Below are 25,401 nucleotides of genomic sequence, written 5' to 3'. Positions count from 1 at the left end.
AAAGTGCTGACATTATAATGAGTTCTAACAAAAAAACCAAACTGAGGATCTATCATGCTTGATACCCGCCCCCTTCTGGAAGAGACTGATTTCCCAAGAATTTTCCGGGGGAAACTTTCTATCCTGCAGGTTAATTTGGGTTATCTGTGCAATTTGAGCTGTGTGCATTGTCATGTGAATGCAGGGCCGAAAAGAACTGAGCTGATGAGCCGTGAATCCATTGATCAGGTACTTGAGTTTATAGATCGTCAGGGAATCAGGGTGCTGGATCTGACCGGTGGTGCTCCGGAAATGAATCCTGAATTTCGCTATCTGGTCACAGAGGCCCGTAAGCGTGGTGTTGAGGTGATTGATCGCTGCAACCTGACCATTCTGAATGAGCCTGGCTATGAGGATTTGGCGCAGTTTTTGGCGGATCAAAAGGTAGTGGTTACCGCATCCTTGCCTTGTTACTCTGAGCAGAATGTGGAGCAGCAAAGGGGCAAAGGGGTATTTGCTGAGAGCATTATTGCACTGCAGAAACTTAATGATTTGGGCTTTGGCATGCCTGGGAGCGGCCTGAGCCTGAACCTTGTTTATAACCCCGGTGGGCCTTTTCTGCCCCCTGCACAAGCCGGTTTACAGGCTGATTATCAGCGCGAGTTGAAAGAATCCCATGGCATTGTTTTCAATGAATTACTGACAATCACGAATATGCCGATTAGTCGTTTTGGTAGTATGCTGCTTTCTAAGGGTCAGTTTGCTGACTATATGCAGTTGCTGAAGGATAACTTCTCTGAGCAAAACCTTGCGGGGCTGATGTGCCGCAGTCTGGTCAGTATTGACTGGCAGGGGCGGGTTTATGACTGTGATTTTAATCAGATGTTGGATATGCCTTTGATTGCTTCGGATCGAAAGGAAACATACCTGGCGGATCTTTTAAATGAAGACCTGGAGGGCGATGAGGTTTTCATTGGTGAACATTGCTATGGCTGTACTGCTGGACAGGGGAGTAGCTGTGGTGGCGCTCTAGGTGATTAGCAGATTTGACCGATATGATTAGTGTGATTATTCCTGTTCTGAATGAGGCGGATAATGTTGAGTCTTTTCTCAGGCATTTACAGCCTTTTCGTGAATCTGGTCATGAGTTGATTTTGGTGGATGGGGGGAGTACTGATTCTACCCTCAGCCTTGCTGCTCCCTGGGTTGATCGGGTGCTGGTGTCCGCTGCTGGTCGTGCGCAGCAGATGAATGCAGGGGCTGCTGTGGCAAAGGGTAATATGCTGTTGTTTCAGCATGTCGATACAATACTGCCTGATTCTGCTGTTTGTACTTTATCTTCTCTGGGGGCGCGATCCTGCTGGGGGCGCTTTGATGTTTGCCTCTCTCCGGGTCATTGGATGTTTCCGGTGATCGCTGGTTTGATGAATATTCGGTCACGCGTAACAGGCATCGCTACTGGGGATCAGAGCATTTTTGTCAGTCGAGACCTTTTTGATCAGGTTAATGGCTTTCCATTGCAGCCCCTGATGGAAGATATTGAGCTTAGCGTGAGGCTGAAAAAAAAGCTTCACCGGTCTGTATCAAGGACAAAGTACTGACCTCTTCCCGGCGTTGGCAGAGTAAAGGGGTGTGGCGTACTATTTTTCTTATGTGGCAGTTTCGCCTGGCTTATTTTCTGGGTACTCCGGCTGAAACTCTTGCTGCCTCCTATTATCCCGACTATGAATTGAAATCAGGTGTCAGAGTGCAGGACGTTTCTTCCGAAAACCTCTCTGATATCGATACAGGTGATGCTTTATGCAAGGTTCAGAAAGAAGACGGCTAATTATTCAGTTTGCTAAAGAGCCGGTGGAAGGAAAGGTAAAAACACGATTGTTAGGTGGCTTTAAGCCGGCTGAAACCGTTGACCTGCATTGTGAGCTGGTCTCAGTTACCGCTGAAGCCTTGCTGTCTTCAGAGGCTGAGGCGCGGCAGTTGCATATTGCAGGTAATCTGGAGCATCCGTTTCTGGCTCCTTTTGAAACTCAGGGTTTTACTCTTATTCAGCAGGTTGAAGGTGATCTCGGTCAGAAAATGCTGGCAGCCCTTAATAAGGGGCTTGAAGAGTTTGAGCAGGTTATTTTGGTTGGTAGTGATTGCCCGGCTATTTCTCCGGTGATTATTGAGAATGCTTTTTCCGCACTGGATAACGAGTGCCATTTAGTTCTAAACCCGGCAGAAGATGGGGGCTATGTATTAATTGGTTGTAATCACAGACTGCCGGATGCTTTGTTTGACCAGGTTAATTGGGGAACCAAAACGGTTCTGTCAGAAACATTGTCAAATGCTGCGTCTTTAGGCTTACAAGTGGGGCTGTTACCGGAGCTTTGGGATGTGGATTACCCTGAAGATGTATCCCGCTGGCGCCGTTGGCAGGAGAAAATCGCCTGATATCGGCTCTATTCGAGACCTTTGCGGCGTGCTTCACGCTGCAGATAGGCAACAAAACGATCAATCTCTCTCTGGTTGCGTCCGTCGGGATTCAGAAACTGGAAACCGCATTGCGTTGTTTTTTTATCTTCAAAATAAACGGCCCGTCGAGCTTCTGCTGCGCAGAGTACTGACGTATCAAGCTCGGATTCTGGCAGATCAAAACTGACCTCATCAAATACTTCCATATCCTCAAAGGCTGGCTCTACCAGATACGGGAATTCAACTTTACAGCCAGTAGAAGAGATATCAATAATTTTCCCAACCAGAGGTTTTTGGCGCTTATAGGACGTAAGTTTAATATCTTCCTGATCGGCAATTGCAATATGAGCACGATAGGCATCACGACGCTGTTTATAAAGTAGCTGTTTAGGCATTGATACTTTATAGATAGCGGCTCCTTCATTACGTCCGGCACCAACAACGGTGTTGTTGCCGAATGCAACCTGCACACCCTTATCATTTGCCTGAATACTGAAAACACCGCCTTCCAGGGCTCTTTTATGGCCGCTTGGCGGTGCTATTTCATCCAGAATGAAATAGCCTTCTTCCAGGTCAACTTTCAGAACAATACTGGTAAAGCTCTGCTTGTTGTGGCCCTGAAAAACAATGGTAAGAGGGGAGCGATGCTTTTGTAATGATCGGAGTACAGCAAAAATACTGGCTTGGCGGGTAACCAGGTGTTTCCGGTTATCCTCTCTTTGTGCCGTTGCCTGTGGCTTGGCTTCGGTATCTGAATCAACAGTGCCAGTCATAAAGAAACCCTGTACATGCTAAAAATTGACTCAGGCCTGGCCGAGATCACGTGATGATTGAGCGATGGAACGACCCTTGGCGTTATAGGTTCGTGCAGTTCGTGCTTCAGTATTGTATTGAAGAATACTCAGCATAGCATCGACTTGTTGCAAACCTTTATTGATGATCATGCCGTTTGCCTGGTTGATTTCTTTAACATCGTCATGCAACGAAATAAGTTGCTGCCACCCTTGAGATAGTGAGGCTGACACTTTTTCAGGAAAACCGGCAATAAGCGCAAGCATGCTCTCATCATCGAGTTCAAGATTTTGGGACGTCAGAAGTTCCTGTCGATCATTGATATCAGCTTCAACCTGATTGAGAAGTTTCTGCTTCTCAAGCGTAATCATTTGAATCTGTTTAATATCACGGATCTTCAGTGCTTCTTTTTCATTTTCGATGCACTGCTTAACAGCTTTCATATGTTGAATGCTGTTAAGCAGGTGCTTTTTGACTGTTTGTGAAAGGGCTTCACTCACGGGCTGACCTTACAGTTTATTTTCAAACTGAATAATACTTTTTGCCAGTGCCTGATAGTCAATTTTGTAAGTGCCATCTTCGATAGAAGACTGAATAGCATTTACTTTGCTTTCATCAATGTCGGGAGCAGACTGTGCACGGCTGTTCAGGCGAAGAGCCTCATCACTCAGCTGTACGCTGTCGCTCTTGGTGCTTGTCTGTGAAGCAGCAGAATGAGCCTCATTTTTAGAGACCTCATTTTTTTCGGAAGTCTGTCCGGAAGTACGAACGCGATTCCCTGCTAAGCTGCTGGACAGGCTGTTAAGATCGATAGCCATTTTGACTGACCTCTTTGAGAAATATCAATAACTTGGATTGGTTATCGGCACTTCTTCTGAAAGCTTTAATAAAAATTAACGGATTTACAGGCAAGTATAACAAAAAATGCAAAATATCTGAGATTCACATTCAGAAAAGGATCTTCCAAAGGTAATTCTTCCGTCTACATAGGGACAAGCACATGACCTGGCCCTGTAACCACGGCTCTGATTATACGTCTGGATTGTGTATTTCGCACCTGAATTTGTTCACCCAGAGCTCCATCCTGCAGTGCCTGGCCTTTGATGCGAACACTGAGGCCGCCAACCTGGGCTTTAATAATTACATCATCACCTTTGCGGATAGCATCTGCAGCCTGAACCATGTTGGTAAAAATGACGCTGTTCGCCTGGATGGGTCGAACAACTTCTGTACCTGCTACCTGATCAATATCTCTGAAGTAGCTATAATTGAGTGAGGAGCTTTCAACTTCCCGAAGTGCAAGCAGCTCGCGACTTATAACTGAGCCACGGGGAAGAGATACACGACTAATGACAACCGGTTCAAAGATCTGGATATCAACGGGAATAAAAATACCCCAGCTGGCCGATGGGCAGCGTACGCGAATATTGACTTTGCCTGACAGGCTTTTGTTTCCCAGCTGGTCAAGCTCCAGGGGTTCCGGGCATTTTTTCAGGCGTAGGCGGGGGTCAATGCTGCCGACATCAATATTGATGCGACTGGTGTTAAGTGCGTCCAGTTTAGGTTTCAGGTAGGCGGTAACAGCTGCCTGAAGGCTTTCTTTAGTTTCTAGGTCTGCAGCAATGCTCAGCGGAGGCGTGATCCAGACCAGTAACGAGCATACGATAAATCGTATAATTCCTGTCTGAGTTAGGCTGTTGCTGATAGAGCGGAAAAAAACCAATGTAACTGCCTCGTAATTATCGTGTAGGAAATTGTTAAACTATCCAAGAAGGGGAAATCCCCAGTTCACCACAGATCTATAAAAGGGTAGTCTACACATTCTGAATTGAATTCCTATCAGCGGATGACTTTATGAATGAGCAAGCAGGCCGCCTTGCAGAGCGGGCGCAACTTGTTGGTGGTAACCGTATGGAGCTGCTCCTGTTTCATCTCAGGGGGCGCCAGAGTTATGGTATCAATGTATTTAAAGTTAAGGAGATTCTTCCTTGTCCTCAACTGACGAACCTGCCACATCATGGGGCGATTGTTCGTGGCGTAGCCAGTATTCGTGGTGAAACAATTTCGGTGGTTGACCTGGGGATGGCCATCGGCCTGCCACCGGTTAAGAGTCTGGACGACAGTGTTGTGATTGTTACTGAGTACAATCGTGTCACTCAGGGGTTTCTCGTATCTAAGGTTGATAAAATCGTTAACCTCAACTGGAAGGATGTTCATCCACCTCCTAAGGCAACAGGTAAAGATAATTATCTGACTGCGGTAACTGAACTTAACGGAACCATGATTGAGATCATTGATGTTGAGAAGGTTATCTCTAAAGTGCATCCAGTGAATGAGCGTGTCAGTAAAGGTGTTGTTGATGATACCCTGAAGTTGATTTCGTCTAAGTATCATGTTGTGGTTGTGGATGACTCTGGTGTTGCCCGAAACCAGGTGATTCGTTGTCTGGATGAGGTAGGGGTACAGACAACGGGTCTGACAAACGGCCTTGAGGCGCTCAGATATCTGAGAAGTATTGCTGATTCCGGTAAAGAAGTGGAAGACGAAGTACTGATGATCATTTCTGATATCGAGATGCCTGAAATGGACGGGTATACTCTGACAACAGAGATAAGATCTGATCCTGATCTGAGTCGTATACAGATACTGTTGCACACCTCTTTAAGCGGTATCTTTAATGAGGCCATGGTTAAAAAAGTAGGTGCAAATGACTTTTTGGCAAAATATGACGCTGATGAGTTGGCCCGAAAAGTTGTTAACAGAATCAATTCGTTGCAGCAGGTTGAGCCAGCTTAACAATAGATAAAGACTTGTCTTTTGCTAATTTGTGATAAGCTGTTAGAAACGTAACGCTGTTTGAGTGAGTTCATAGAATGTCAACAGTCAGAACCATTGATATCAAAGACTACAATGCCTTTCGCAAGTTTCTTCAGGATGCTTGTGGCATTTTGCTGGGTGATAACAAGCAATACCTTGTCACCAGTCGTCTGAATAAGATCATGGCTCAGCATGGAATGACCACTCTTGGTGAACTCATTAAGGCGATTACCTCGAACCCTCGCTCGGGACTGAAAGAAGCGGTTGTTGATGCGATGACGACCAATGAGACTCTGTGGTTTCGTGATATTCATCCATTTAATATCCTGCAGAATCAGTTGCTGCCTGAACTGAGTAAAACGTTGGGTGCTCAGCAGCTAAAAATCTGGTCTGCTGCTTGTTCAACAGGCCAGGAACCCTACTCCATTAGCATGGTGCTGGATGAGTTTAAGCAAAGAAATCCAGGCTCATTCCGTGCAGGTGAGCGTATTGTCGCCACGGATATCTCCTCTACGGTTCTGAATTCTGCCCGAAGCGGTGAATACGAAATGCTGGCCCTTGGCCGTGGCCTTTCTCAGGATCGTTTGACGAAGTTTTTCCTGCAGACCGGGGATGGTCGTTGGGCCGTGAAAGCACCGATTAAACAGCGAGTTGATTTCCGGCCAATGAATCTTCTGCATAGCTATTCGATGCTGGGCAAGTTTGATATCGTTTTCTGCCGTAATGTACTCATCTATTTTTCAGCGGATCTTAAGAAAGATATTCTTACCCGCATCCATGGTGTTCTTAAACCCGGTGGTTATCTGTTTCTGGGGGCTTCTGAGGCATTGAGTAATATGCCGGAACTTTATGAAATGGTGCAGTGTCGTCCAGGGATTATTTATCGCGCGAAATAGTCTTTTGGTTATTCCTGTCACAAAAAGAGATCCCGCTTTCAGCGGGATCTTTTGTCTCTATCTGGAATGACTGACGCCTATTTAAAGTGCACGGACTGCTTCAAGCACCTCTTCCACATGACCCTTTACCTTTACCTTGCGCCACTCCTGAACTAATACCCCTTCAGCATTAATTAAAAATGTGCTGCGCTCAATCCCCATATATTCACGACCGTAATTCTTCTTTAGTTTAATGACGTCAAAGTGTCTGCAGAGCGTTTCCTCAGGGTCTGAGATCAGTTCAAAGGGAAACTCATGCTTAGCTTTAAAGTTTGTATGAACGCGTATGCTGTCCCTTGAGACACCAAAAATGACGGTATTGGCTGCGGAGAAGTCGGTATAGAAGTCCCGGAAATCTTTGCCTTCGTTGGTGCAGCCTGGCGTATTATCTTTCGGGTAAAAGTAGATGATGACATTTTTGCCTTTCAATTCTGTCAGGGTAACGGTTACATCACTCGTAGCTTCTGCGGTGAAATCGGGTACGGGTTGGTTCAGTTCTACAGTCATCGTTTGATCCTAAGGCTTTAAGAGCTTATCAAAAGCTGTTTTATCTGATGAAACAGCCGCTGGTTATTGAAACTATTATGCCGTTTATGCACGGTTGATTGTAGTTTGGTTCCGCTTCAGGCGAAGTTTGCCCCGGGACTCTCTCGTAAAGATAAACTCTTTTCATCTGTTTCTGTTTCAGGGGGCTCTGTTTGCCCTGCAACATCTTTAATTTCCTGGCTAAAAAAAGTTTTTTACCTGTATAGAATACTGTATAAATATATAGATTTGGTGCCAGGCACCATAGGCCAATAAAGAGAGCGGTTATGGATACAGGCAAACAGAAGCATGAAACTCTTTTTTTGTTGCGGGCGATCGATAGTCAGAATCACAATCTGCTTTGGCAGGATGCGGTTTATGATGGCGATATTGCCCCCAATTTATTCAGTGAGATCCCGCTTTTAGGTTGGGTGACTGCGGGCATGCCTATGGAGATCTGTGAGAACCATGAACAGATACAAGTGCCTAAGCAGTTGGTTAAAAAGAATACTTATGCGTTGAAAGTTCGTGGGAATTCAATGGTAGAAGCCAATATCCATGATGGTGACATCATTGTGATTGAACAGAGCCAAACTGTTGAAAATGGTGAGACCTGCGTTGTGATGATCAATAACCAGTATGTCACACTCAAACGTCTTTATATCGACCGTACTGGTGTCAGGCTTGACCCGGCCAACAGTAGCATGTCCCCCATCACACTCAAAAATGAAGATGTGCAGGTGTTAGGAATTGTTATGGGTCTGAAGCGCTCTCATTCGTTACAATAAAGCTTTTATTCGAGTGAAGCGTGGACGAATGAGTATCTATCACAAACCTGCCGGTGAAGCCCGTACAGAGCTTGAAATTAAACGCAGCCGCTTTATTTCTATTGCCGCTCCAGTATCTGATACGGCGGAGTGCCAGGCATTTATTCAGTCGGTGAAGGATGAATTTCCTGATGCCCGGCATCACTGCACGGCGTTTATTGCCGGAGCGCCGAACAATAGTCAGTGCTATGGTATGAGCGATGATGGAGAGCCTTCAGGTACAGCCGGAAAACCAATGTTTAATGTGTTGATGCATAGTGGCCTGGGCGAGATAGTGGTTGTGATTGTACGCTACTTCGGCGGGATTAAACTGGGCACCGGTGGTTTGGTAAAGGCTTATTCACAGGCGACTCAAATGGTCCTGGACGCCTTGGATACAGAGGAGGTTCGACCACATTATGCCGTGGAGATTGAGGCTGACTATGCTTTTGAGTCGGATATCCGGCACTGGCTGAAGGAGCTTTCGGCACGTAAAGTTGATTGTCAGTACAGTCAGTTCGTTTCGTTAACGGCGGAAGTTGAAGAGCCTGACCTGTTAGCTGAAAGGTTGCAGCAATCAGGTCAGGGGCGAATCCGCTTTAAGGTCCTAGATTAAGCGCCCCGTATCTGCTGTCGAAAATTAGCTTTAAATACTTAGTCCCGATTTAACGTACTTTGATCAATAGCATTTTTCAGGCGTTCAAACTCGACATAGTTGTCGGGCAAAAAAAACAGCGTGTAGAACATCTTTTCAAAAAGGGCCCGTTTGCCATCTTCTCCTTTGATTTTTTCTTTAGAGCTGCTGAAATTACTGCTCATGGTGAAGTGCAAAACCCGAGAGCCTGGTGGGATAGGCAGCGTATTGCCATCCAGCAATTGTTTCTCCTTTGGGTCTTTCAGGCTATACGATGATATTTCGGTCACCAGGTTCAGGTTTATGTAAAAGTGGCTTGATACCGGGGCGATAACTTTTTTACCGCTTTCATTGTTTTGCATGTAGATGCCGCAGTTTTTACGAACCTTCAGAAACATATTTTTCTTCCTGTTTGTCACGTCAGAAACGAAGTCTCAAGTGCCTGTTCAAGGGTATTGTCCGATCAGGTACTGATGGCTCCAAGGAGAATAAGTCAGTGGTGTGATATTTTTGTGACAGTACTCCTCCCTTGCATGTTAAGCATAGTGGTTATCCTGTTGTGCAGCATAAATTTTATGAGCCTGATCAAGGTCTATGAAAATAAGTCTGGTAAAGTAATTTTCTCGCAAGATGTTTACAGAACAACACGACTGGGTCATTGTGCAGCCATTTAAACCGATTACAATAGATATTGCAGGCGAGAAGAGCCAATCATTAGGCCGGAAGAGAGAGTCATAATTTTGCGAGTTATCAGAAAATACGCCAACCGCCGTCTATACGACACGTCAGAAAGCCGTTACGTCACCCTTGAAGATATCAAGCTTTTGGTGATTAACAAGGAAGAGTTTCGGGTGGAAGACTCTAAAAGTGGCGAAGACTTAACCCGCAATATTTTGCTGCAGATTATTACCGATCAGGAGAACGGGCATACCGCTGGCGGTAATCCTATGTTCAGTAATCAAGTGCTGCAGCAGCTGATCCGTTTTTATGGCGACAGTATGCAGGGCACGATGAGCAATTACCTCGAGGAGAGTATTAACACTTTCCTCGAGCAGCAGAAAGCTTTACGTGAGCAGATGCAAACAGCGATGACCGCGACTCCAATGGAGTTGATGCGCAGAGTTGCTGAGCAAAATATGAAACTTTGGCAAAGTTTTCAGCCGAACAAGCCTCCTAAAGATGATGAGTAGTCTGTTGCCTTATTAAGAGAAAACCAGCCGTCAGGTTGGTTTTTTTTACCTTGAGGGCGGCGGTGAGTTATTGATCAATCATGCATTCGCATGAATGCTGCGGTAGCGAATAAATATGTTTGACAGCTTATTGTGCGCTGCACTATATTGATACTGAATGTTGCGGTGCAATAAAACTACCGGGTACTCGGTATGGAGGCGTTATGAGCTTATTCGATCAATGGTCATCCGATCTGCAGAAAACATTTAAAAGCTTGTCAGAGTCAGCGAATTGGAAGCCGGCTGAAGTCATGGGGGATTTGGCTTCCTCTGAAGCAAAAATTGCGGAAAAACTGGTTCATCAGCAAAGCCGGTATATCAGTGATTCCGTGAGTCAGTTCAGTAAACATATGATGGATATGATGTCGAAAACAGACCCTGTTGTCGCCGCAGAGGCCCATTACAGCTTTTTTTGCGATCAACAGGTTAAGGCCAGCAGTCAGTACCTTTCAGTCCTGGACCTTATGGGTGAGGCTCGTGAGTTGATGACAGAAAAGGTCAATACTGCCTTTACACGCTAAACATAGGTTGCTCCCTGTCTGGCCGTAGGCCTGATATAGTCAGTTTTTGCTTTTGTCTGCTTTTTCCTCCCTCTTTCAGATAAAAGTAAGTTAAGCCCCTTGCTGGGGCTTTTTTGGGTTTATTAGTTTTTTCTTTTATTTTGTTTCTTGGGTCAGAGTATCCAAATTTCACCCTAGACTTTACTTCTCAGTTGACGATTCCCCTTGGGGGTATAGGGAAGTTTCTCCCACTTTGCCGCTTTTTTTGCGATAATGCCCTCCAATTTTTTAGCAAACGGGACATTCAGTTCGGTTTAGCACATCAATATTTACAGTGAGATGAGGCAAAGATGAAGGTTTTAATCATCGGTAGTGGCGGTCGTGAGCACGCATTGGCCTGGAAAGCAGCACAGTCAGAATCCGTAACACAGGTATTTGTTGCGCCGGGTAATGCAGGGACAGCTATTGAACCTAAGCTGGAAAATGTTGCTCTGGACGTGCTGGACTTTGATGGTTTGGTGGCCTTTGCCAAAGCCAACAATATTGGCCTGACCATTGTTGGCCCTGAAGCCCCGCTGGTTGAGGGTGTTGTCGATCGTTTCCGTGATGAAGGCCTGCGTATTTTTGGTCCATCTAAAGGCGCGGCTCAACTGGAAGGCTCTAAAGCCTTTACGAAAGATTTTCTGGCTCGCCAGAAAATCCCTACTGCTGAATATCAGAACTTTACTGAGATTGAGCCTGCTCTGGCCTACCTGAAAGAAAAAGGTGCGCCTATCGTAATCAAGGCCGACGGTCTGGCCGCAGGCAAAGGTGTTATTGTTGCGATGACACTGCAGGAAGCTGAAGATGCGGTTAAAGATATGCTTGCTGGCAACGCTTTTGGCGACGCAGGTAGCCGTGTGGTTATTGAAGAGTTCCTGGACGGTGAAGAAGCTAGCTTTATTGTGATGGTTGATGGCAAAAACGTTCTGCCAATGGCGACCAGTCAGGATCATAAGCGTGTGGGCAACAAAGATACCGGTCCTAATACTGGTGGTATGGGAGCGTACTCTCCGGCTCCGGTTGTGACACCTGAAATTCATGACCGGGTGATGGCAGATGTCATTATGCCGACTGTTGAAGGAATGGCCGCTGAAGGTAATGATTATACTGGCTTCCTGTATGCCGGGCTGATGATTATGGCTGATGGTACGCCTAAGGTTATTGAATATAACTGCCGCTTTGGTGATCCGGAAACTCAGCCTATTATGTTGCGCCTGAAGTCCGACTTAGTGGGGTTATGTCAGGCGGCGATTGATGAATCGCTGGATACAATCACCGCTGAGTGGGATGAGCGTCGGGCTTTGGGTGTGGTTTTGGCTGCAGGGGGCTACCCCGGCAGTTATGATAAAGGTGACTTGATTTCCGGTCTGCCTGAATTAGAGCAGGATGGTATGAAGGTATTCCATGCAGGTACACAACTGGTTGATGGTCAGGTTGCGACCAGTGGAGGCCGTGTTCTGTGTGCGACAGCTTTAGGTCATACGGTTAGTGAAGCTCAGGCCAACGCCTACAAACTAGCAGAAGGCATTAGCTGGAAGGGCTCTTTCTACCGTACGGATATCGGTTATCGTGCCATCGCCCGTGAGCAGGGTGAAGCGTAATTTTTTCAGGTTTAGCCTGAATAAGCCTTCATAGATCTGACAAGGCCGGAGTAACCCTCCGGCTTTTTCGGTCTGTTTCCATCGTTTGTCATCAATGCCTTCCCATTTTCGGTTTAAGTATTTCCCGGATTTACAGATTATCTGGCCTTAACCGGTGAAAGTAGTGATGACAGCCGTTGGCTGATGATGCGGGCAGGAAGTTTATTTTCTGTCGCAAGGTCGCTAACCCCGTGGTTAAAAATAACAAAATTAGGAGCTGTATCATGGCCCGGATCCGCATTGAATACCCGGAAGCTAATCCATTACATACTCAGACAATCGAGCTGCGTATTACCGATATGAACTACGGTAACCACCTGGCCCATGACACCCTGATCTCTCTGATACATGAGGCGAGATCCAAAATGTTCATCGCACATGGACATAAAGAGATTGATATAGAGGGTGTCGGCATTGTGGTTGCTGATCTTGCAATCAGTTATCGGGCAGAAGTTTTTTATCCCGACACACTGATTATTGAGATTGCAGTGGATGAGCTATCCCGCAAAGGGGCAGACCTTATTTATCGGGTGACCAAGACATCTGATGGCGGTCTGGTAGCACTGGCAAAAACGGGTATCGTATTTTTTGATTATCAGGTACGGGCTGCAGTAAATGTACCTGAAGCCTTCAAGAAAATGGTATCTCTGGCCAACTCAGGTAATTCCTAAGGGACGAGTATGTCTAGAGAGTATCCGATCATTGCGGTAACAGGGTCTTCCGGCGCAGGCACTACGACAATTAAAGATGCCTTTGAGCGTATGTTCAACCGGGAAAAAATTGAAGCGGCGTTTGTCCATGGCGACAGTTTTCACCGCTATTCCCGTGAGGAAATGAACAAGATATTACTGGAAGCCCCTGAGCGCAAAAAATCCCTTAGCCACTTTGCTGTTGAAGCAAATATGTTGGATGAGCTGGATCGGCTGTTTGGCTCTTATGCGGATAACGGCACGGGTATTTACCGTCACTATATCCATGCGGAAGATACAGAGATGCTGGAGCTGGGGTTTCGGGTAGGGACATTTACGCCCTGGACTGAGCTGCCGGAAGGGACTGATCTTCTGCTTTATGAAGGGCTGCATGGCGGACTTGTTACGGATGAGTTTAACATTGCTCAGTATGTAGATTTACTGGTAGGGGTCGCCCCAACGATCAATCTTGAATGGATTCAGAAAATTGAACGGGATACTAACCTCAGAGGCTATTCTCAAGAGGCGGTAATCGATACGATTCAAAGCCGTATGTCAGATTATATGCAGTATATTTTACCTCAGTTCAGCCGCACTCATATCAACTTTCAGCGCATTCCGACGGTGGATACTTCCAATCCTCTGGCTTTGCAGGATGTCCCGTCCAATGACGAGAGCATGGTTATTATTCGCTTTAAAGATCGCTTATCCACGGACTTTCCTTATCTGTTGGCAATGGTGAAAGACTCTTTTATGACCCGCCCGGATACATTGGTGATACCCGGAGGAAAAATGAGTTTAGCGATGGAGTTGATTTTGACTCCACGGATCCATGAGTTATTGGAAAACAGGCGTTTTCGTTAGCAGGTCTCTGGTTTTTGATTTACTTTCGACCTGTATCTGTGATCTGCTGCAAATAACAGATAATAATGATAAGACCTCCTTTGACGGAGGTTTTTTATTGCCGCATTATTAAGTCATCTAAATTGAAGCGGCGCACACCTGAGCAGAGGACAGTTGCATGACGCAAAGTATTCAGCAGCGGCTACTTTACTCCTTTATTGGGGCTGGCCTACTTATAGGAGGGGCTTTCTCTCTCTTTGCTCAGAGTAGCCTGGCTTTGCATGAGGGAGGGCAATCCTGGTTTGTTCCGGGATGCCTCAGTGTGGGGTTGATCATCGGGCTTTTTAACTACTGGTTGTTCAGACGCTTGGTTCTGAGCCGGCTGGAACAGCTTGCGCAGGTATTTCGGATCGCTGCTGCCGGAGACCTGAGCCAGCAGTGTACGGTTCAGAGTGATGATGTTTTTGGCGAGATTATTCAGTATTTTAATCAGATGAATCAGAACCAGCGGGAGCTGGTAGAAGCGATTCAGGCCAGTGGTGATATTATCCAGACCTCGATGCAGGCGCTTAATCGCCAAACCGAGCGTACCCGTGCTGATGTGGAAAATCAAAATCAGAGTCTTGCCCACATCAATGAGACTGTTGCCAGTATGGCGGATGCAGTTGTAAGTATTGCATCTCATGCACAGTCGACAGCCGGTGTTGCTCAGCATACAGAAAAAGATGCCCGAAATGGCAACACTGTTGTTCAGCAAGGTATTACCGGGATTAGCCAGCTGATTGAGGATGTGAATACTGTCAGTAATACTCTTCATGGGCTGGCCCGTGAGGCAGAGAATATTGGCGAGGTGCTGGACATCATCGAAGGTATTGCAGAGCAAACCAACCTGTTGGCACTCAATGCGGCGATTGAAGCGGCCCGGGCCGGTGAGCAAGGGCGCGGTTTTGCTGTGGTGGCTGATGAAGTACGCACTTTGGCAAGTCGCTCCCGTCAGGCGACGGAAGATATTCACGGTATGATTGACCGTTTGCAAGGGCAATCAAGGGACGCGGTAGCTGCAATGAGTCATGGGTAAAGCAGTGCCCAGTCCAGTGTTGATCAGATAAAAGAGACCGGTGAAGCACTGGAGAGCATTACTCAGGCGGTGATTGATATTGCCGAAATGAATTCAGATATCAGCCGTACTGCCAATGCTTATAGCGATTCTGCAGAAAAAGTAGTGACTCAGATGCAGTCATTGCAGCTAATGGTTTCTGAAACTCAGCAGGATGCCTGCGCAGCAGAGCAAGCCTCAAAGTCTCTTTTTGAGGCGATTTCAGGGTTACAGGATAGAGTTCAGCGTTATCGGGCTTCCTGACCTGCTCAGCCATAAGTCGTACTGGACTAGGAAGCGGTCAGGCTGAGGTTTACAATGCTCTTTTAAGAACAAGAGTATACCTACTACCAGCTTAAGCGGAAGATACTATGGATTGTCTGTTTTGTAAGTTAGTTGCCCGGGAGATTCCCGCTGATATCGTTTTCGAAGACGACGATGTTATCGCTTTTCGTGATATTGCCCCTCAGGCTCCCACGCATATTCTGATTATTCCCAAGCGTCATATCTCTACATTGAATGACTTGACCGAAGAGGATTGCGCTCTGGTTGGCCGCCTTCAGTTTACAGCTCAGAAGATTGCCAAAGAAGTTGGCATTGCGGATGATGGTTATCGGGTGGTTATGAACTGTAATGAAGATGGTGGGCAAACGGTTTACCATATTCATATGCACCTTCTTGGAGGCAGGGGAATGGCCTGGCCTCCAGGTTAAGTTACTGCCAAACGGGTGTCGCAAGACACCCGTTTTTCGTTGGATGAAATAAATTGTAAGAATTTTGATTTGACTCATGCGTCATGTTGGAAGGGCCGTTTTTACTGGAAATCAGTAAAACGTCATATTCAGTAGGGATACTGAGTTCAGGCGGGAAGCCTGTCAGACTTCAGTATTGATGGAGGAACAAAGCATTATGGATCAGGTTATTCGCGAAATATTGGTGCCAGGCGCGCCCAAGGTAGAAGATCACCATCATGAACAGCTCAATGCTTTTCTGGAGCAAGCTAAAACTTATGAGCCCATTACCACTGCTGTCGTGCATCCTGGTGACGCAAACAGTCTTCTTGGGGCTATAGAGGCTGCTGAAGAAGGGTTGATTATTCCCTACCTGGTGGGGCCTGAAGCCAGAATTCATGCTGTGGCACAGGAGTGTGGTGTTGATCTGAGCAAGTATACGATAGTGCCAACAGCCCATAGTCATGAGTCCGCCGAGCTTGCGGCAGAAATGGCCGGTAAAGGTGAGGTACAGGCCCTGATGAAAGGGAGTCTGGGGTCTTCTGAATTGTTGGCAGCCATTATTAATAAGAAAGCAGGTTTGCGTACCGAGTTTCGCCTGAGCCATGTCTTTGTAATGGATGTCCCCAGTTACCACAAAACCCTGATAGTGACAGATGCTGCTATTAATGTGGATCCTGACCTGATGACCAAGAAGGATATTACTCAGAATGCGATTAACTGTGCCCATGCCTTAGGAATTGAACAGCCTAAGGTGGCCATTCTGGCGGCAGTGGAGAAGGTAAAACCCGGAATGCAGAGCACATTGGATGCGGCAGCGCTCTGTAAAATGTCTGATCGTAAGCAGATCACCGGTGGACTTCTGGATGGCCCTCTGGCATTCGATAATGCAATCTCAAAAGAGGCCGCGCGGGATAAAGGGCTTGATTCTGATGTCAGTGGTGATGTTGATATTCTTTTGGTGCCGGATCTGGAGGCAGGTAATATTCTGGCGAAACAACTGCAGTATCTGGCTGGAGCTAAGTCAGCTGGTATTGTCCTGGGGGCTAAGGTTCCGGTGATACTGACCAGCCGGGCAGCGAAACCACTGGAACGCTTAAGTTCCTGTGCAGTGGCATCATTGGTTGCTCATAAGCAGGGACTCACTCTTTAAAAGGGTGCCGGTTGTCAGTTGTAAACGGAATATAAATACATGAACTCTATTTTGATTGTTAATGCTGGCTCATCCAGCCTGAAATGTTCAATTTTTGATGAGGATGCCGGTGAGGTTCGTCAGCACTTCCGGGTGAAAGTTGCAAATTTAGCAGGCCCGGCTCATCTTGAAATCTATGACCATAGTGAAAAGACTGATGGTATTTTGGTGGATAAGATGGATCTTTCCGCAGAAGAGCTGGATGTAGCGCATAGTCAGGCGCACCACCAGGCGCTTTCAGTGGTGATGAGCTGGCTAGAGCGTAATACTAAGTTTAAAGTCACTCAGGTTGGTCATCGGGTTGTGCACGGAGGTGATTTTTATTCTGAGCCCGTTGTGGTTACGGATGACGTGCTTAATAAACTTGAGACTCTGATTCCATTGGCTCCTTTGCATCAGCCCTATAATCTGAAACTGATTCGGGTATGCCAGGACCTGTTACCTGGTTTGCCTCAGGTTGCCTGCTTTGACACGGCGTTTCACAGTACTATTCCCGATGTTGCCCGTAATTTTGCCATTCCACGGACGCTGACCCGGGAAGGGGTTCGGCGGTATGGCTTCCACGGCCTTTCCTATCAGTATATCCATAATAAACTGGCCCAACTGGATAGTGACCTTGCTCAGGGGCGGTTGGTTGTTGCTCACCTTGGTGCTGGTGCCAGTATGTGCGCCATTGAGAACGGGGAAAGCCTGGCTTCAACCATGGGGTTTACTGCTCTTGATGGTCTGCCGATGGGGAGTCGTTGTGGCCAGATTGATCCCGGTGTTCTCTTGTATCTTATGCGTGAGCACAAGATGGATGCTGATGCTATTGAGAGTTTGCTTTACAAAAAAAGCGGTTGGCTGGGAGTCTCAGGTATTAGTAGTGATATGTTGACGCTGCATAAAAATGGGTCAGGGCATGCCCATGAGGCTATTGATATGTTTGTATATCGAATCGCCCGTGAAACAGGCTCTCTTGTTGCTTCGATGGGGGGCGTTGATTCTTTCGTTTTTACCGGTGGTGTGGGTGAAAATGATGCCGAGGTGCGAGCTTTGGTGGCTCATCAGAACGAGTGGTTAGGAATGAAACTGGACCCTGAGCGCAACATGGCAAATGAGTACCTGATCAGTGCTGATGACAGCAAAGTAAAGGTGTTTGCTATCCCAACGAATGAAGAGTTGATGATTGCCCGGCACACGTCTTATCTGTTGCGCTAACAAGTCTGTTAATTTGTTTTAGTACGGCATACAGGGTTATCACCTGTATGCCTTTTTTATCCGGATAATCAGGCTTTCTCGGATATATCCCATCTGAATCTATTTTGATTTATCTCATTAGCTTTTTAAAAAGGGCGCATAAAGCCGTAGCCGAACGAGCAGGCATTCGCTAACATGCTCTGCAGATACAGGTGAGGTTTTACCCATGCAAAATATTCGTCAACATACACCTTTGGATAAAATTCTGATTGGTGCTGATACCGTTCTGAAAACACTGATTCCCGGTGCTGCTGAACCTTATCGCCCAAACCCAGCTCGGGCTGAAGCAGAGCAGGATATGACGCCTGTTGAGCGGAAACACGCGGCGGGACTGATGCGTATCAATCATACGGGTGAGGTCTGCGCTCAGGCGCTTTATCAGGGGCAATCGGTGACGGCTAAACTACCGGAAGTGCGGGAGCAGATGGAAGAGGCTGCCCGGGAAGAGATAGATCACCTGGCTTGGTGTGAGCAGCGCATACGCCAACTGGGTAGTCGCCCCAGTTTATTGAATCCTGTATTTTATGGGTTGTCGTTTGGTATTGGTGCCGCAGCGGGCGCCGCAGGTGACAAGTACAGCCTTGGTTTTGTTGCGGCAACTGAGCAACAGGTGTGTAAGCACCTTGAGTCCCACCTGCAGGAGTTGCCTTCAGCTGACCAGAAAAGTCGGGTTATTCTCGAACAAATGTATATTGATGAAGAACAGCACGCGGACCAGGCTTTGAATGCCGGCGGTGTACGTTTCCCGGTTCCGGTTAAGATGGCGATGAAGCTTATGTCAAAGGTGATGACGAAGTCAGTGTACCGGATTTAGCGGACCTCTGATTTTTTCGGGTTAGAGTCCTAAAGATAAGGCAGGAGGGTCGTTGATCTATCAGGTCGGTTGACTCCTGCAGCCCTGGCATCATGGGCAAGGATGTGGTGCTGATTCATAAGGAGAACTAAGATGACGGCTTCGTTAAATAAATCAGTATCCGGCAGTATCGCTGCGTTCTTAACCGCTTATGCATCCCTATCGTTACGTCACCATGCTGTAGTTGGCTGTGTTTTTCTGATTATCCTGGCAGTGGTGAAAGCACTTATCCGTTTCAGTCAGCCGGAAGGCATTTGGTGGCAGGCCCTGAGTACAGTCAACCTGTTCGTTGTGATCAGTATACTGATGTATGGCGCGATCTTTTTCTCACAGGTTATGGCCAGCATTGCCGGTAGGGTAACGGAAATTTTGTTTCCCGGAAGTAAAGCTATGGCAACCGGCTGTGTTATCGGTGTTATCTTATCGGGGCTGATGATTATGCTGTTGGCGCCTCACGTTCTGGATCTTATATGGCGAGCCTGATGTTAGCCAGGTGCGTAATCGGTATATCCTTTCTTTAATACTTCTTTATACAGTGTTCTATACCGCTATTAAACGGAAGCATCCCCTCCATCGTATACAGTTTCCGGTATAGAGGAGGGGGTTACGTTTACTCAATATTCCGGGAATAGAATATCTCCAGCATCTCTTTTCGCAGGCGGGCTTCGATATCTGCCGCCTCCTCAAAGGTCAGCTTATTTTTGTCGATACCAAACAGGTAGTTATCCAGAGCAAAATCTTTGAGTAGCATCTTGGTGTGGAACATATTTTCCTGGTAAACATTCACATCAATCATCTGGTAGGCATTCTTGGTGTCTTCTGACAGATAGTCCTGAATAGATGTTATTGGATGGTCAATAAATAATTTTCGGCCGGATTCATCCCGGGTAAAGCCTCGAACGCGGTAGTCCATAGTGACAATATCAGAGTCAAAGCTATGAATTAGGTAGTTCAGGGCTTTCAGCGGTGAAATCATACCGCAGGTAGACACGTCAATATCCAGGCGAAAAGTACTGATACCGCCGTCCGGGTGGCTCTCAGGGTAGGTATGGACGGTGACATGGCTTTTATCAAGGTGGGCAACAACCGTTTCCGGTAGTGGCCCTGGTCCGACCTCATTTTCCGACTCATCGGTTAATTCATGTTCGGCAATTAAAACAGTGACACTGGCACCGTGGGGGTCATAATCCTGACGGGCGATATTCAGGATGTGGGCGCCGATAATATTGGTTACATCTTTTAGTATCTGCGTAAGTCGTTCAGCATTGTAAAGCTCATCAATATAGTCGATATATTCTTCACGCTGTTGCTCTGTTTTAGCATAGCAGATGTCATAGATGTTAAAGCTCAGGGAACTGGTAAGGTTGTTAAACCCATGAAGCCTAATATTGTCCTTCATGCCCGAGACCTCGCATTGTGCAAATTCGTTAAGTACCCACTAACCCTAGAGCTAGCCATTTTTGAAAGGCGCGTATTATGCCTATAAAAAATGCCTATTGCACAAAAAAAATGCCCTTAAACATACAAATAGTCAGGGCAGTTTTCGTAGACTTTTACAGTTCAATAATTTCGTAATCGTGGCTGATTTCCACACCGCCAGCGGCCAGCATAATGGACGCTGAGCAGTACTTCTCAGCGGATAGTTCCACGGCTCGCTTTACATGGGCTTCTTTAACGCTACGACCCTTGATAACGAAGTGCAGGTGAATCTTAGTAAATAAAGAGGGAACAGTATCTGCCCTTTCTGCGGCAATCTCTACGTAGCAGTCACTAATATCCTGTCTGGATTTCTGCAGAATACCGATAACATCGAATGAACTGCATGAACCAAGGCCCATCAGGAGTAGTTCCATTGGACGGGGGCCTGTGTTTCGCCCACCCTTTTCCGGTGGTCCATCAACTACAATAGCGTGCCCTGAACCGGATTCCGCCAGAAATTGAACACCATCTGTCCATTTTACGACTGCTTTCATGCTGTTGTTTTCTCCTGCTTACGGTTTAACATTTTAGGTAAACGTTGACGGGCAATATCGCTGATCTATCCGGGTGGCGCAAGTTTTACCGTTAAAAAAGCATACTAGTGCAGCTTTATTGGAAATGGCTTTTGTTGTTTCAGGAAAGATCGGGTATTGTCATGCTCCATAATTATATATATGCAAGAAAAAAAGGGTTTTTGCTATGTTACCTGCCATAAAAAAGGAGATTTCAGGCCTAAGTGACTTTTTGGTGATCAGTCACAGACGAAGTTTCGCTAAACGCTCAACACTGATATCTGCAGGGGATGAGAGTAATTCTCTCTTCTATCTGATTAAAGGCTCTGTCACTGTATCGATCGAAGATGAAGATGGCCATGAGATGGTGGTTGCCTATCTTAATGAGGGTTCTTTCTTTGGTGAAATGGGGCTTTTTGATGAGATCAGTCGTCGAAGTGCCTGGGTTAAGGCGAAGACCGATGTTGAGGTCGCAGAGGTTAGCTATAGCCGTTTTAAAGAGCTGACAAAAACAGATCCGAGCCTGCTGTATGTGTTGGGTAACCAGGTTGCTGTCCGTTTGCGTAATACGACCCGTAAAGTCGGAGATCTGGCTTTTATGGATGTTACCGGCCGGGTTGCCCGCACATTGTTGGATCTATGCAAAGAGCCAGACGCTATGACGCATCCTGATGGTATGCAGATTAAAGTAACCCGCCAGGAGATCGCCCGCATTGTGGGTTGCTCACGTGAGATGGTTGGGCGTGTGCTCAAAGACCTTGAAGAAAAGGGGCTGGTCACAGCAAGTGGTAAAACAATGGTGGTGTACGGGACTCGGTGATAAGGGCCGTATCCTGTCAGTATCAAAGCTATCAGGGTGCTATCTGCTATAAGATCTTTTACGAGGCTTAGCTACCTAAAGGTAACTTTTGAACCTGAAGCAGTTGAGAGCAATTTTCAGCACTAACCGGGCGACTGAAGTAATAACCCTGGAAGTGTTTACAGCCCAGCCTGACAAGTAAGTCCATAATCGCAGCATCCTCTACCCCTTCTGCGATGATATCCATCTGCAGATGGGAAGCCATGGCTATAATCGTTTCTGTAATTGCTCGGTCATTTGCATCGGTAAGCAGGTCCATTACGAAAGATTTGTCGATTTTAAGCTGATTGATCGGCATCTGCTTAAGGTATTTCAACGAGGAGTAACCTGTACCAAAGTCGTCAATAGAAAGCGCGATCCCCATGGCACGAATGGCATCCATACGAATGATGGTGGCGTCCATATTTTTTACCAGTAAGCTCTCGGTTAACTCAAGCTCCAACTTATTTGGATCAACTCCGGTTCTGTTAATGACATCAGAAAGCATATTGAGGAATTGAGGGTGGTCAAACTGTTTGGCACTGATATTAACCGCCATGCGGAAGTGAGGTGGGCATAGTTTCTGTTCCTGCCACTGAGCCAGCTGTGTGCAGGCCTGCTGTAGTACCCAGCATCCGATGGGAATGATAAGGCCGGTTTCTTCTGTCAGCCCTATAAACTGATCCGGAGGTACAAACCCTTGCTCCGGGTGTTGCCAGCGAATTAATGCTTCGGTCCCGATAATGCTGAAATTGTGGTCAACCTGAGGCTGGTAATGCAGGTAGAATTCGTTGTGCTCCAGTGCTGTGTGCAAAGCCCGCTCCATCGCAAGATGCTGATCTGCTAACAGTTGCATGCTGGGACGGTAGAAATGGAAGGTGTTCTTACCATTGGATTTTGCCCGGTAAAGGGCAGTATCTGCCTGCTTCACAATATTCTTTATGTCGTTATCATCATCCGGGAACAAGCGAATACCGATGCTGGCTGAAATATGCAGAATATGCTGGTCGATATGAAAAGGCTTAGCCATCACTTCCAGAATGCGGTTAGTGATGCGTTGGGCACTCAGTGCCGCTGGTTCCTGCTGTTCTGCTAACTCCGGCAGAACGACAACGAATTCATCACCCCCCAATCTTGCAACTGTATCTTCCTCCCGCATCATCTCTTTTAATCGGGACGCAACGACAATAAGAAGTTTATCGCCAACATCATGGCCCAGAGAGTCATTGATGTTTTTGAAACGGTCCAGATCGATAAACAGCAGGGCACTGTACATATTATGCTGCAGACTTTTTGATTGAACCTGATGCATTCGGTCGAGGAAGTGGCTACGGTTCGGCAGGCTGGTCAAAGAGTCAAAATAAGCTAAATGATGAATACGGGCTTCCTGCTCTTTGCGCAGAGAGATATCCCGTGATAAAGCCAGAATATAGGTTTTACCATTCAGCTCAATACGGCGCGCTTTGATTTCAACAGGTATTAGGTGGCCCTTGAGGCTGACAAGTTGCCCCTCCAGAGAGACCTCATGGATTAAATCTGTATCGGATGTTAGTGCTGCTAGGGGTTTAGGGAGCTGTGCTGTGCTGAACAGGTTCCTCATATTGCTGCCGACCAGGTCTTCTTTACTAAAACCCAGGGTTTGGAACGCATTATGGTTGGCATTGTAAATGCAGAAATCGGCTTCACATATGATCAGCATATCACCAATACTGTTCATCACATCCCGATTGAACTGCTCACTGCTTCTGAGGGCTTCTTCCGCCTGATTTCGTGAATTCCAGAGTTCATTAAAACTGTCAACCAGAAAGCCCAGCTCGTCATCGGTATGCCCCTTCAGTCTGGGTATCTGTTGATCCGCATGGTGCTTTTTTTTGAGCAGTATCAGGCTGTCAGACAAGCGTGTCAGAGGGCGGCTAATGAGTGTATGGAAGACAAAGAATAGGCAGACTGCCAGAAGGACATTACGCAGAAAGCCAGTAGAGAGGATCACGACACCTCTGTCGAAGATATCATGGCTTAATGCTTCCGGGTCGGTTTCCACGATCAGGGTGCCGACGGGGGACTCTTCAAAAACAGTGACCAGAGGAACAGCATAAGAGCGGCGGTCTTTCTCCATGATTTGAGACATAACGCTGTCATCATAGGTCGGTGTATCTGAAGTCGCTAATACACTGTTATCATCCAGGCGAATCTGAGCGAAGTGTATATAAGCATGATTGATCAGGCCTTTTACAACGCGTTCAGCCAGGTCCTTATCAATGTTGTAGGCGGCCTGTACGGCAGACTCCTCTACCAGATAAATGACCTGTTGAACTTTGTCATCCATGCTTTCACGGCTATGACTGATATCGATCGCAATTTGAATACCGCTGAATATCAGACCCAATAACAGGGCGACAATGACAGTAAACTTAGCCTGTCTGTATGAGAGCCGTTTGTGTAGTGCTGATTTTTTCAAATCAAACATCCGTTATTGCATGAAATCTGCAAGGCCTGTAACTCGTAAAGAGTAGGTTGTTTCAGATAGGTGAATGCCTCAAATATGGAACCCAGTATGCGAAACCGAGGCACAACAGGCAAGTAGTTTATACTTTTGCAGTTGTGTCTTTTCATCTGAAAAGTTTATGAACTCTGCACGACGATACTATGACAGACCGGATATTAGGTGTTGAGGGGACGGGGTGTGGGTTGGGTATCCGATGAGCAGAAGCTGGAGAAAAAACGATAGGCGAGTTATGCCCAATGGCGTTCTCTCCAGCTAATTTGCCACGGGGTCAGGCAAAAAATTCTGCTAATGTCTCACCCGGATTGTCAGTGCGCATAAAGGCTTCTCCGACAAGGAAACTATTAACGTTATGGTCGCGCATTGCATCGACATCTGCTTTTTTCAGAATGCCGCTTTCAGTGACAACAATACGATCCTCAGGGATTTTCTCCAGCAGATCAAAGGTGGTCTGAAGGCTGACATCAAAGGTGTGAAGGTTCCGGTTGTTAATACCGATCAGCCGGTTGGGGAGTTTTAGCGCGCGCATAAGCTCCTCCTCATCGTGAACCTCAATCAGCACATCCATATCCAGTTCATGGGCCAGGAGGTTAAGCTCCCGTAGGGTGTCATCATCCAGGCAGGCGGCGATCAGCAAAATACAGTCGGCACCAATAGCCCGGGCCTCAAATACCTGGTACGGGTCTACAATAAAGTCTTTGCGGATGACAGGAAGGTCACAGGCTGCGCGACCCTCCTTCAGGTAATCCTCATGGCCCTGAAAGAAATCATGGTCGGTCAGAATTGACAGGCAGCTGGCGCCACCCTCTTCGTAGCTGATGGCGATATCTGCCGGATGGAAATCTTCTCTTAGGATGCCTTTACTGGGGGAGGCCTTTTTGATCTCGGCAATGACAGCTGAGCGACCGGCTTTCAGACTTCGGGCCAGTGCATCAGCAAACCCCCGGGGGGCATCCTGATTAGCGAATGCCAGATCCCGCATAGCTTCCAGTGAGATATCCTGTTTCCGTGTTTTGATCTCTTCCCATTTACGATCAACAATTTTTTTCAGAATAGTCGGGGTGTTCAAAGGA

31 protein-coding genes are annotated in these 25,401 nt (G+C 46.8%); 21 read left to right on the top strand and 10 right to left on the bottom strand.

The genetic code is table 11. The annotated features are described in order from the left end of the window. Window positions 1-54 precede the first annotated feature (54 nt). The 4 genes from arsS to BTA35_RS03125 are packed head-to-tail and all read left to right on the top strand — an operon-like array spanning window position 55 to window position 2,412. Window positions 55-1,020, top strand: a complete 966-nt coding sequence (arsS, locus tag BTA35_RS03135) for an arsenosugar biosynthesis radical SAM (seleno)protein ArsS (RefSeq protein ID WP_077242954.1) — start codon at window positions 55-57, stop codon at window positions 1,018-1,020. A 14-nt stretch (window positions 1,021-1,034) separates the two neighbouring features. Beyond that, complete coding sequence (locus tag BTA35_RS03130; RefSeq protein ID WP_338012997.1) at window positions 1,035-1,580, top strand: TIGR04283 family arsenosugar biosynthesis glycosyltransferase; 546 nt, start codon at window positions 1,035-1,037, stop codon at window positions 1,578-1,580. Between the two features lie 29 nt (window positions 1,581-1,609). Continuing rightward, entirely contained in the window at window positions 1,610-1,807 is a 198-nt protein-coding gene (locus BTA35_RS18770) for a hypothetical protein (RefSeq protein ID WP_338012994.1), read from the top strand. Next, the gene (locus BTA35_RS03125; RefSeq protein ID WP_077242953.1) at window positions 1,780-2,412 is read left to right on the top strand and encodes a TIGR04282 family arsenosugar biosynthesis glycosyltransferase; all 633 of its coding nucleotides are present in this window, start codon (window positions 1,780-1,782) and stop codon (window positions 2,410-2,412) included. Before BTA35_RS18770 ends, BTA35_RS03125 begins: the two co-directional genes overlap by 28 nt. A gap of 8 nt (window positions 2,413-2,420) precedes the next feature. Here BTA35_RS03125 and BTA35_RS03120 read toward each other — a convergent pair whose 3' ends face one another. The 4 genes from BTA35_RS03120 to flgA form a co-directional block, all read right to left on the bottom strand. Then, entirely contained in the window at window positions 2,421-3,206 is a 786-nt protein-coding gene (locus BTA35_RS03120; protein ID WP_077242952.1) for a flagellar brake protein, read from the bottom strand. Window positions 3,207-3,236: 30 nt separating this feature from the next. Further along, window positions 3,237-3,725, bottom strand: coding sequence for a flagella synthesis protein FlgN (locus BTA35_RS03115; RefSeq protein ID WP_077242951.1), 489 nt, complete (start codon window positions 3,723-3,725; stop codon window positions 3,237-3,239). A gap of 9 nt (window positions 3,726-3,734) precedes the next feature. Then, a complete protein-coding gene (gene flgM, locus BTA35_RS03110) occupies window positions 3,735-4,043 on the bottom strand; it encodes a flagellar biosynthesis anti-sigma factor FlgM (protein WP_077242950.1) in 309 nt (102 codons plus the stop codon). Between the two features lie 164 nt (window positions 4,044-4,207). Continuing rightward, window positions 4,208-4,948, bottom strand: coding sequence for a flagellar basal body P-ring formation chaperone FlgA (flgA, locus tag BTA35_RS03105; RefSeq protein WP_077242949.1), 741 nt, complete (start codon window positions 4,946-4,948; stop codon window positions 4,208-4,210). A gap of 131 nt (window positions 4,949-5,079) precedes the next feature. Here flgA and BTA35_RS03100 point away from each other — a divergent pair, with 131 nt between their 5' ends. Continuing rightward, window positions 5,080-6,021 carry a chemotaxis protein CheV gene (locus BTA35_RS03100; protein ID WP_077242948.1) on the top strand — a complete coding sequence of 314 codons (942 nt, stop codon included), beginning with the start codon at window positions 5,080-5,082 and terminating at the stop codon, window positions 6,019-6,021. Between the two features lie 77 nt (window positions 6,022-6,098). Beyond that, window positions 6,099-6,938 (top strand): CheR family methyltransferase, encoded by an 840-nt coding sequence (locus tag BTA35_RS03095; protein ID WP_077242947.1) that lies wholly within the window; start codon window positions 6,099-6,101, stop codon window positions 6,936-6,938. Window positions 6,939-7,019: 81 nt separating this feature from the next. On the opposite strand, the gene BTA35_RS03090 is transcribed toward BTA35_RS03095, so the two are convergent. Next, window positions 7,020-7,484 carry a peroxiredoxin gene (locus tag BTA35_RS03090; protein WP_077242946.1) on the bottom strand — a complete coding sequence of 155 codons (465 nt, stop codon included), beginning with the start codon at window positions 7,482-7,484 and terminating at the stop codon, window positions 7,020-7,022. Window positions 7,485-7,789: 305 nt separating this feature from the next. Here BTA35_RS03090 and lexA point away from each other — a divergent pair, with 305 nt between their 5' ends. Together lexA and BTA35_RS03080 are read left to right on the top strand one after the other, a co-directional pair. Further along, window positions 7,790-8,290: a transcriptional repressor LexA gene (gene lexA, locus BTA35_RS03085; protein ID WP_077242945.1), complete on the top strand. Its 501-nt coding sequence runs from the start codon at window positions 7,790-7,792 to the stop codon at window positions 8,288-8,290. A 28-nt stretch (window positions 8,291-8,318) separates the two neighbouring features. Continuing rightward, a complete protein-coding gene (locus BTA35_RS03080; protein WP_077242944.1) occupies window positions 8,319-8,924 on the top strand; it encodes a YigZ family protein in 606 nt (201 codons plus the stop codon). Between the two features lie 38 nt (window positions 8,925-8,962). Here the strand turns inward: BTA35_RS03080 and BTA35_RS03075 are convergent, their stop codons facing one another. Beyond that, window positions 8,963-9,340: a hypothetical protein gene (locus BTA35_RS03075; protein ID WP_077242943.1), complete on the bottom strand. Its 378-nt coding sequence runs from the start codon at window positions 9,338-9,340 to the stop codon at window positions 8,963-8,965. Window positions 9,341-9,682: 342 nt separating this feature from the next. Here BTA35_RS03075 and phaR point away from each other — a divergent pair, with 342 nt between their 5' ends. From phaR to BTA35_RS03015, 12 genes are all read left to right on the top strand, one after another. Then, window positions 9,683-10,132, top strand: coding sequence for a polyhydroxyalkanoate synthesis repressor PhaR (gene phaR / locus BTA35_RS03070; protein WP_077242942.1), 450 nt, complete (start codon window positions 9,683-9,685; stop codon window positions 10,130-10,132). A 203-nt stretch (window positions 10,133-10,335) separates the two neighbouring features. Then, window positions 10,336-10,692 (top strand): hypothetical protein, encoded by a 357-nt coding sequence (locus BTA35_RS03065; protein WP_077242941.1) that lies wholly within the window; start codon window positions 10,336-10,338, stop codon window positions 10,690-10,692. 329 nt (window positions 10,693-11,021) lie between these two features. Further along, window positions 11,022-12,314: a phosphoribosylamine--glycine ligase gene (gene purD / locus BTA35_RS03060; protein ID WP_077242939.1), complete on the top strand. Its 1,293-nt coding sequence runs from the start codon at window positions 11,022-11,024 to the stop codon at window positions 12,312-12,314. Between the two features lie 263 nt (window positions 12,315-12,577). Beyond that, window positions 12,578-13,024 (top strand): acyl-CoA thioesterase, encoded by a 447-nt coding sequence (locus BTA35_RS03055; RefSeq protein WP_077242938.1) that lies wholly within the window; start codon window positions 12,578-12,580, stop codon window positions 13,022-13,024. 9 nt (window positions 13,025-13,033) lie between these two features. Continuing rightward, window positions 13,034-13,906 carry a phosphoribulokinase gene (locus BTA35_RS03050; RefSeq protein WP_077242937.1) on the top strand — a complete coding sequence of 291 codons (873 nt, stop codon included), beginning with the start codon at window positions 13,034-13,036 and terminating at the stop codon, window positions 13,904-13,906. A 157-nt stretch (window positions 13,907-14,063) separates the two neighbouring features. Further along, a complete protein-coding gene (locus BTA35_RS03045) occupies window positions 14,064-14,963 on the top strand; it encodes a methyl-accepting chemotaxis protein (RefSeq protein WP_077242936.1) in 900 nt (299 codons plus the stop codon). A 69-nt stretch (window positions 14,964-15,032) separates the two neighbouring features. Further along, window positions 15,033-15,245 (top strand): hypothetical protein, encoded by a 213-nt coding sequence (locus tag BTA35_RS03040; RefSeq protein WP_077242935.1) that lies wholly within the window; start codon window positions 15,033-15,035, stop codon window positions 15,243-15,245. Between the two features lie 107 nt (window positions 15,246-15,352). Then, window positions 15,353-15,694 carry a histidine triad nucleotide-binding protein gene (locus BTA35_RS03035; RefSeq protein ID WP_077242934.1) on the top strand — a complete coding sequence of 114 codons (342 nt, stop codon included), beginning with the start codon at window positions 15,353-15,355 and terminating at the stop codon, window positions 15,692-15,694. A gap of 196 nt (window positions 15,695-15,890) precedes the next feature. Next, window positions 15,891-16,865: a bifunctional enoyl-CoA hydratase/phosphate acetyltransferase gene (locus BTA35_RS03030; protein WP_077243363.1), complete on the top strand. Its 975-nt coding sequence runs from the start codon at window positions 15,891-15,893 to the stop codon at window positions 16,863-16,865. 39 nt (window positions 16,866-16,904) lie between these two features. Next, on the top strand, window positions 16,905-18,104 hold the full coding sequence (locus BTA35_RS03025) for an acetate/propionate family kinase (RefSeq protein WP_077242933.1): 1,200 nt from the start codon (window positions 16,905-16,907) through the stop codon (window positions 18,102-18,104). A gap of 205 nt (window positions 18,105-18,309) precedes the next feature. After that, window positions 18,310-18,957, top strand: coding sequence for a 2-polyprenyl-3-methyl-6-methoxy-1,4-benzoquinone monooxygenase (gene coq7 / locus BTA35_RS03020; protein WP_077242932.1), 648 nt, complete (start codon window positions 18,310-18,312; stop codon window positions 18,955-18,957). A gap of 132 nt (window positions 18,958-19,089) precedes the next feature. Then, window positions 19,090-19,479: a hypothetical protein gene (locus BTA35_RS03015; RefSeq protein ID WP_077242931.1), complete on the top strand. Its 390-nt coding sequence runs from the start codon at window positions 19,090-19,092 to the stop codon at window positions 19,477-19,479. Between the two features lie 127 nt (window positions 19,480-19,606). On the opposite strand, the gene speD is transcribed toward BTA35_RS03015, so the two are convergent. Further along, window positions 19,607-20,395, bottom strand: coding sequence for an adenosylmethionine decarboxylase (speD, locus tag BTA35_RS03010; protein ID WP_077242930.1), 789 nt, complete (start codon window positions 20,393-20,395; stop codon window positions 19,607-19,609). A gap of 154 nt (window positions 20,396-20,549) precedes the next feature. After that, complete coding sequence (locus tag BTA35_RS03005; RefSeq protein WP_077242929.1) at window positions 20,550-20,969, bottom strand: OsmC family protein; 420 nt, start codon at window positions 20,967-20,969, stop codon at window positions 20,550-20,552. A gap of 205 nt (window positions 20,970-21,174) precedes the next feature. Here BTA35_RS03005 and crp point away from each other — a divergent pair, with 205 nt between their 5' ends. Further along, window positions 21,175-21,807 (top strand): cAMP-activated global transcriptional regulator CRP, encoded by a 633-nt coding sequence (gene crp / locus BTA35_RS03000; RefSeq protein WP_077242928.1) that lies wholly within the window; start codon window positions 21,175-21,177, stop codon window positions 21,805-21,807. A gap of 67 nt (window positions 21,808-21,874) precedes the next feature. Here crp and BTA35_RS02995 read toward each other — a convergent pair whose 3' ends face one another. Both BTA35_RS02995 and trpC read right to left on the bottom strand, forming a co-directional pair. Beyond that, on the bottom strand, window positions 21,875-24,283 hold the full coding sequence (locus BTA35_RS02995; RefSeq protein ID WP_160054935.1) for an EAL domain-containing protein: 2,409 nt from the start codon (window positions 24,281-24,283) through the stop codon (window positions 21,875-21,877). A gap of 316 nt (window positions 24,284-24,599) precedes the next feature. Continuing rightward, on the bottom strand, window positions 24,600-25,397 hold the full coding sequence (gene trpC, locus BTA35_RS02990) for an indole-3-glycerol phosphate synthase TrpC (RefSeq protein WP_077242926.1): 798 nt from the start codon (window positions 25,395-25,397) through the stop codon (window positions 24,600-24,602). Window positions 25,398-25,401: the final 4 nt, after the last annotated feature.

Origin of the sequence: Oceanospirillum linum (genome assembly GCF_001995095.2) — a bacterium.
Classification (GTDB): Bacteria; Pseudomonadota; Gammaproteobacteria; order Pseudomonadales; family Halomonadaceae; genus Oceanospirillum; species Oceanospirillum linum.
The sequence above is the reverse complement of the archived record's forward strand: the minus strand, read 5'-3'. Positions and strand labels throughout refer to the sequence as shown.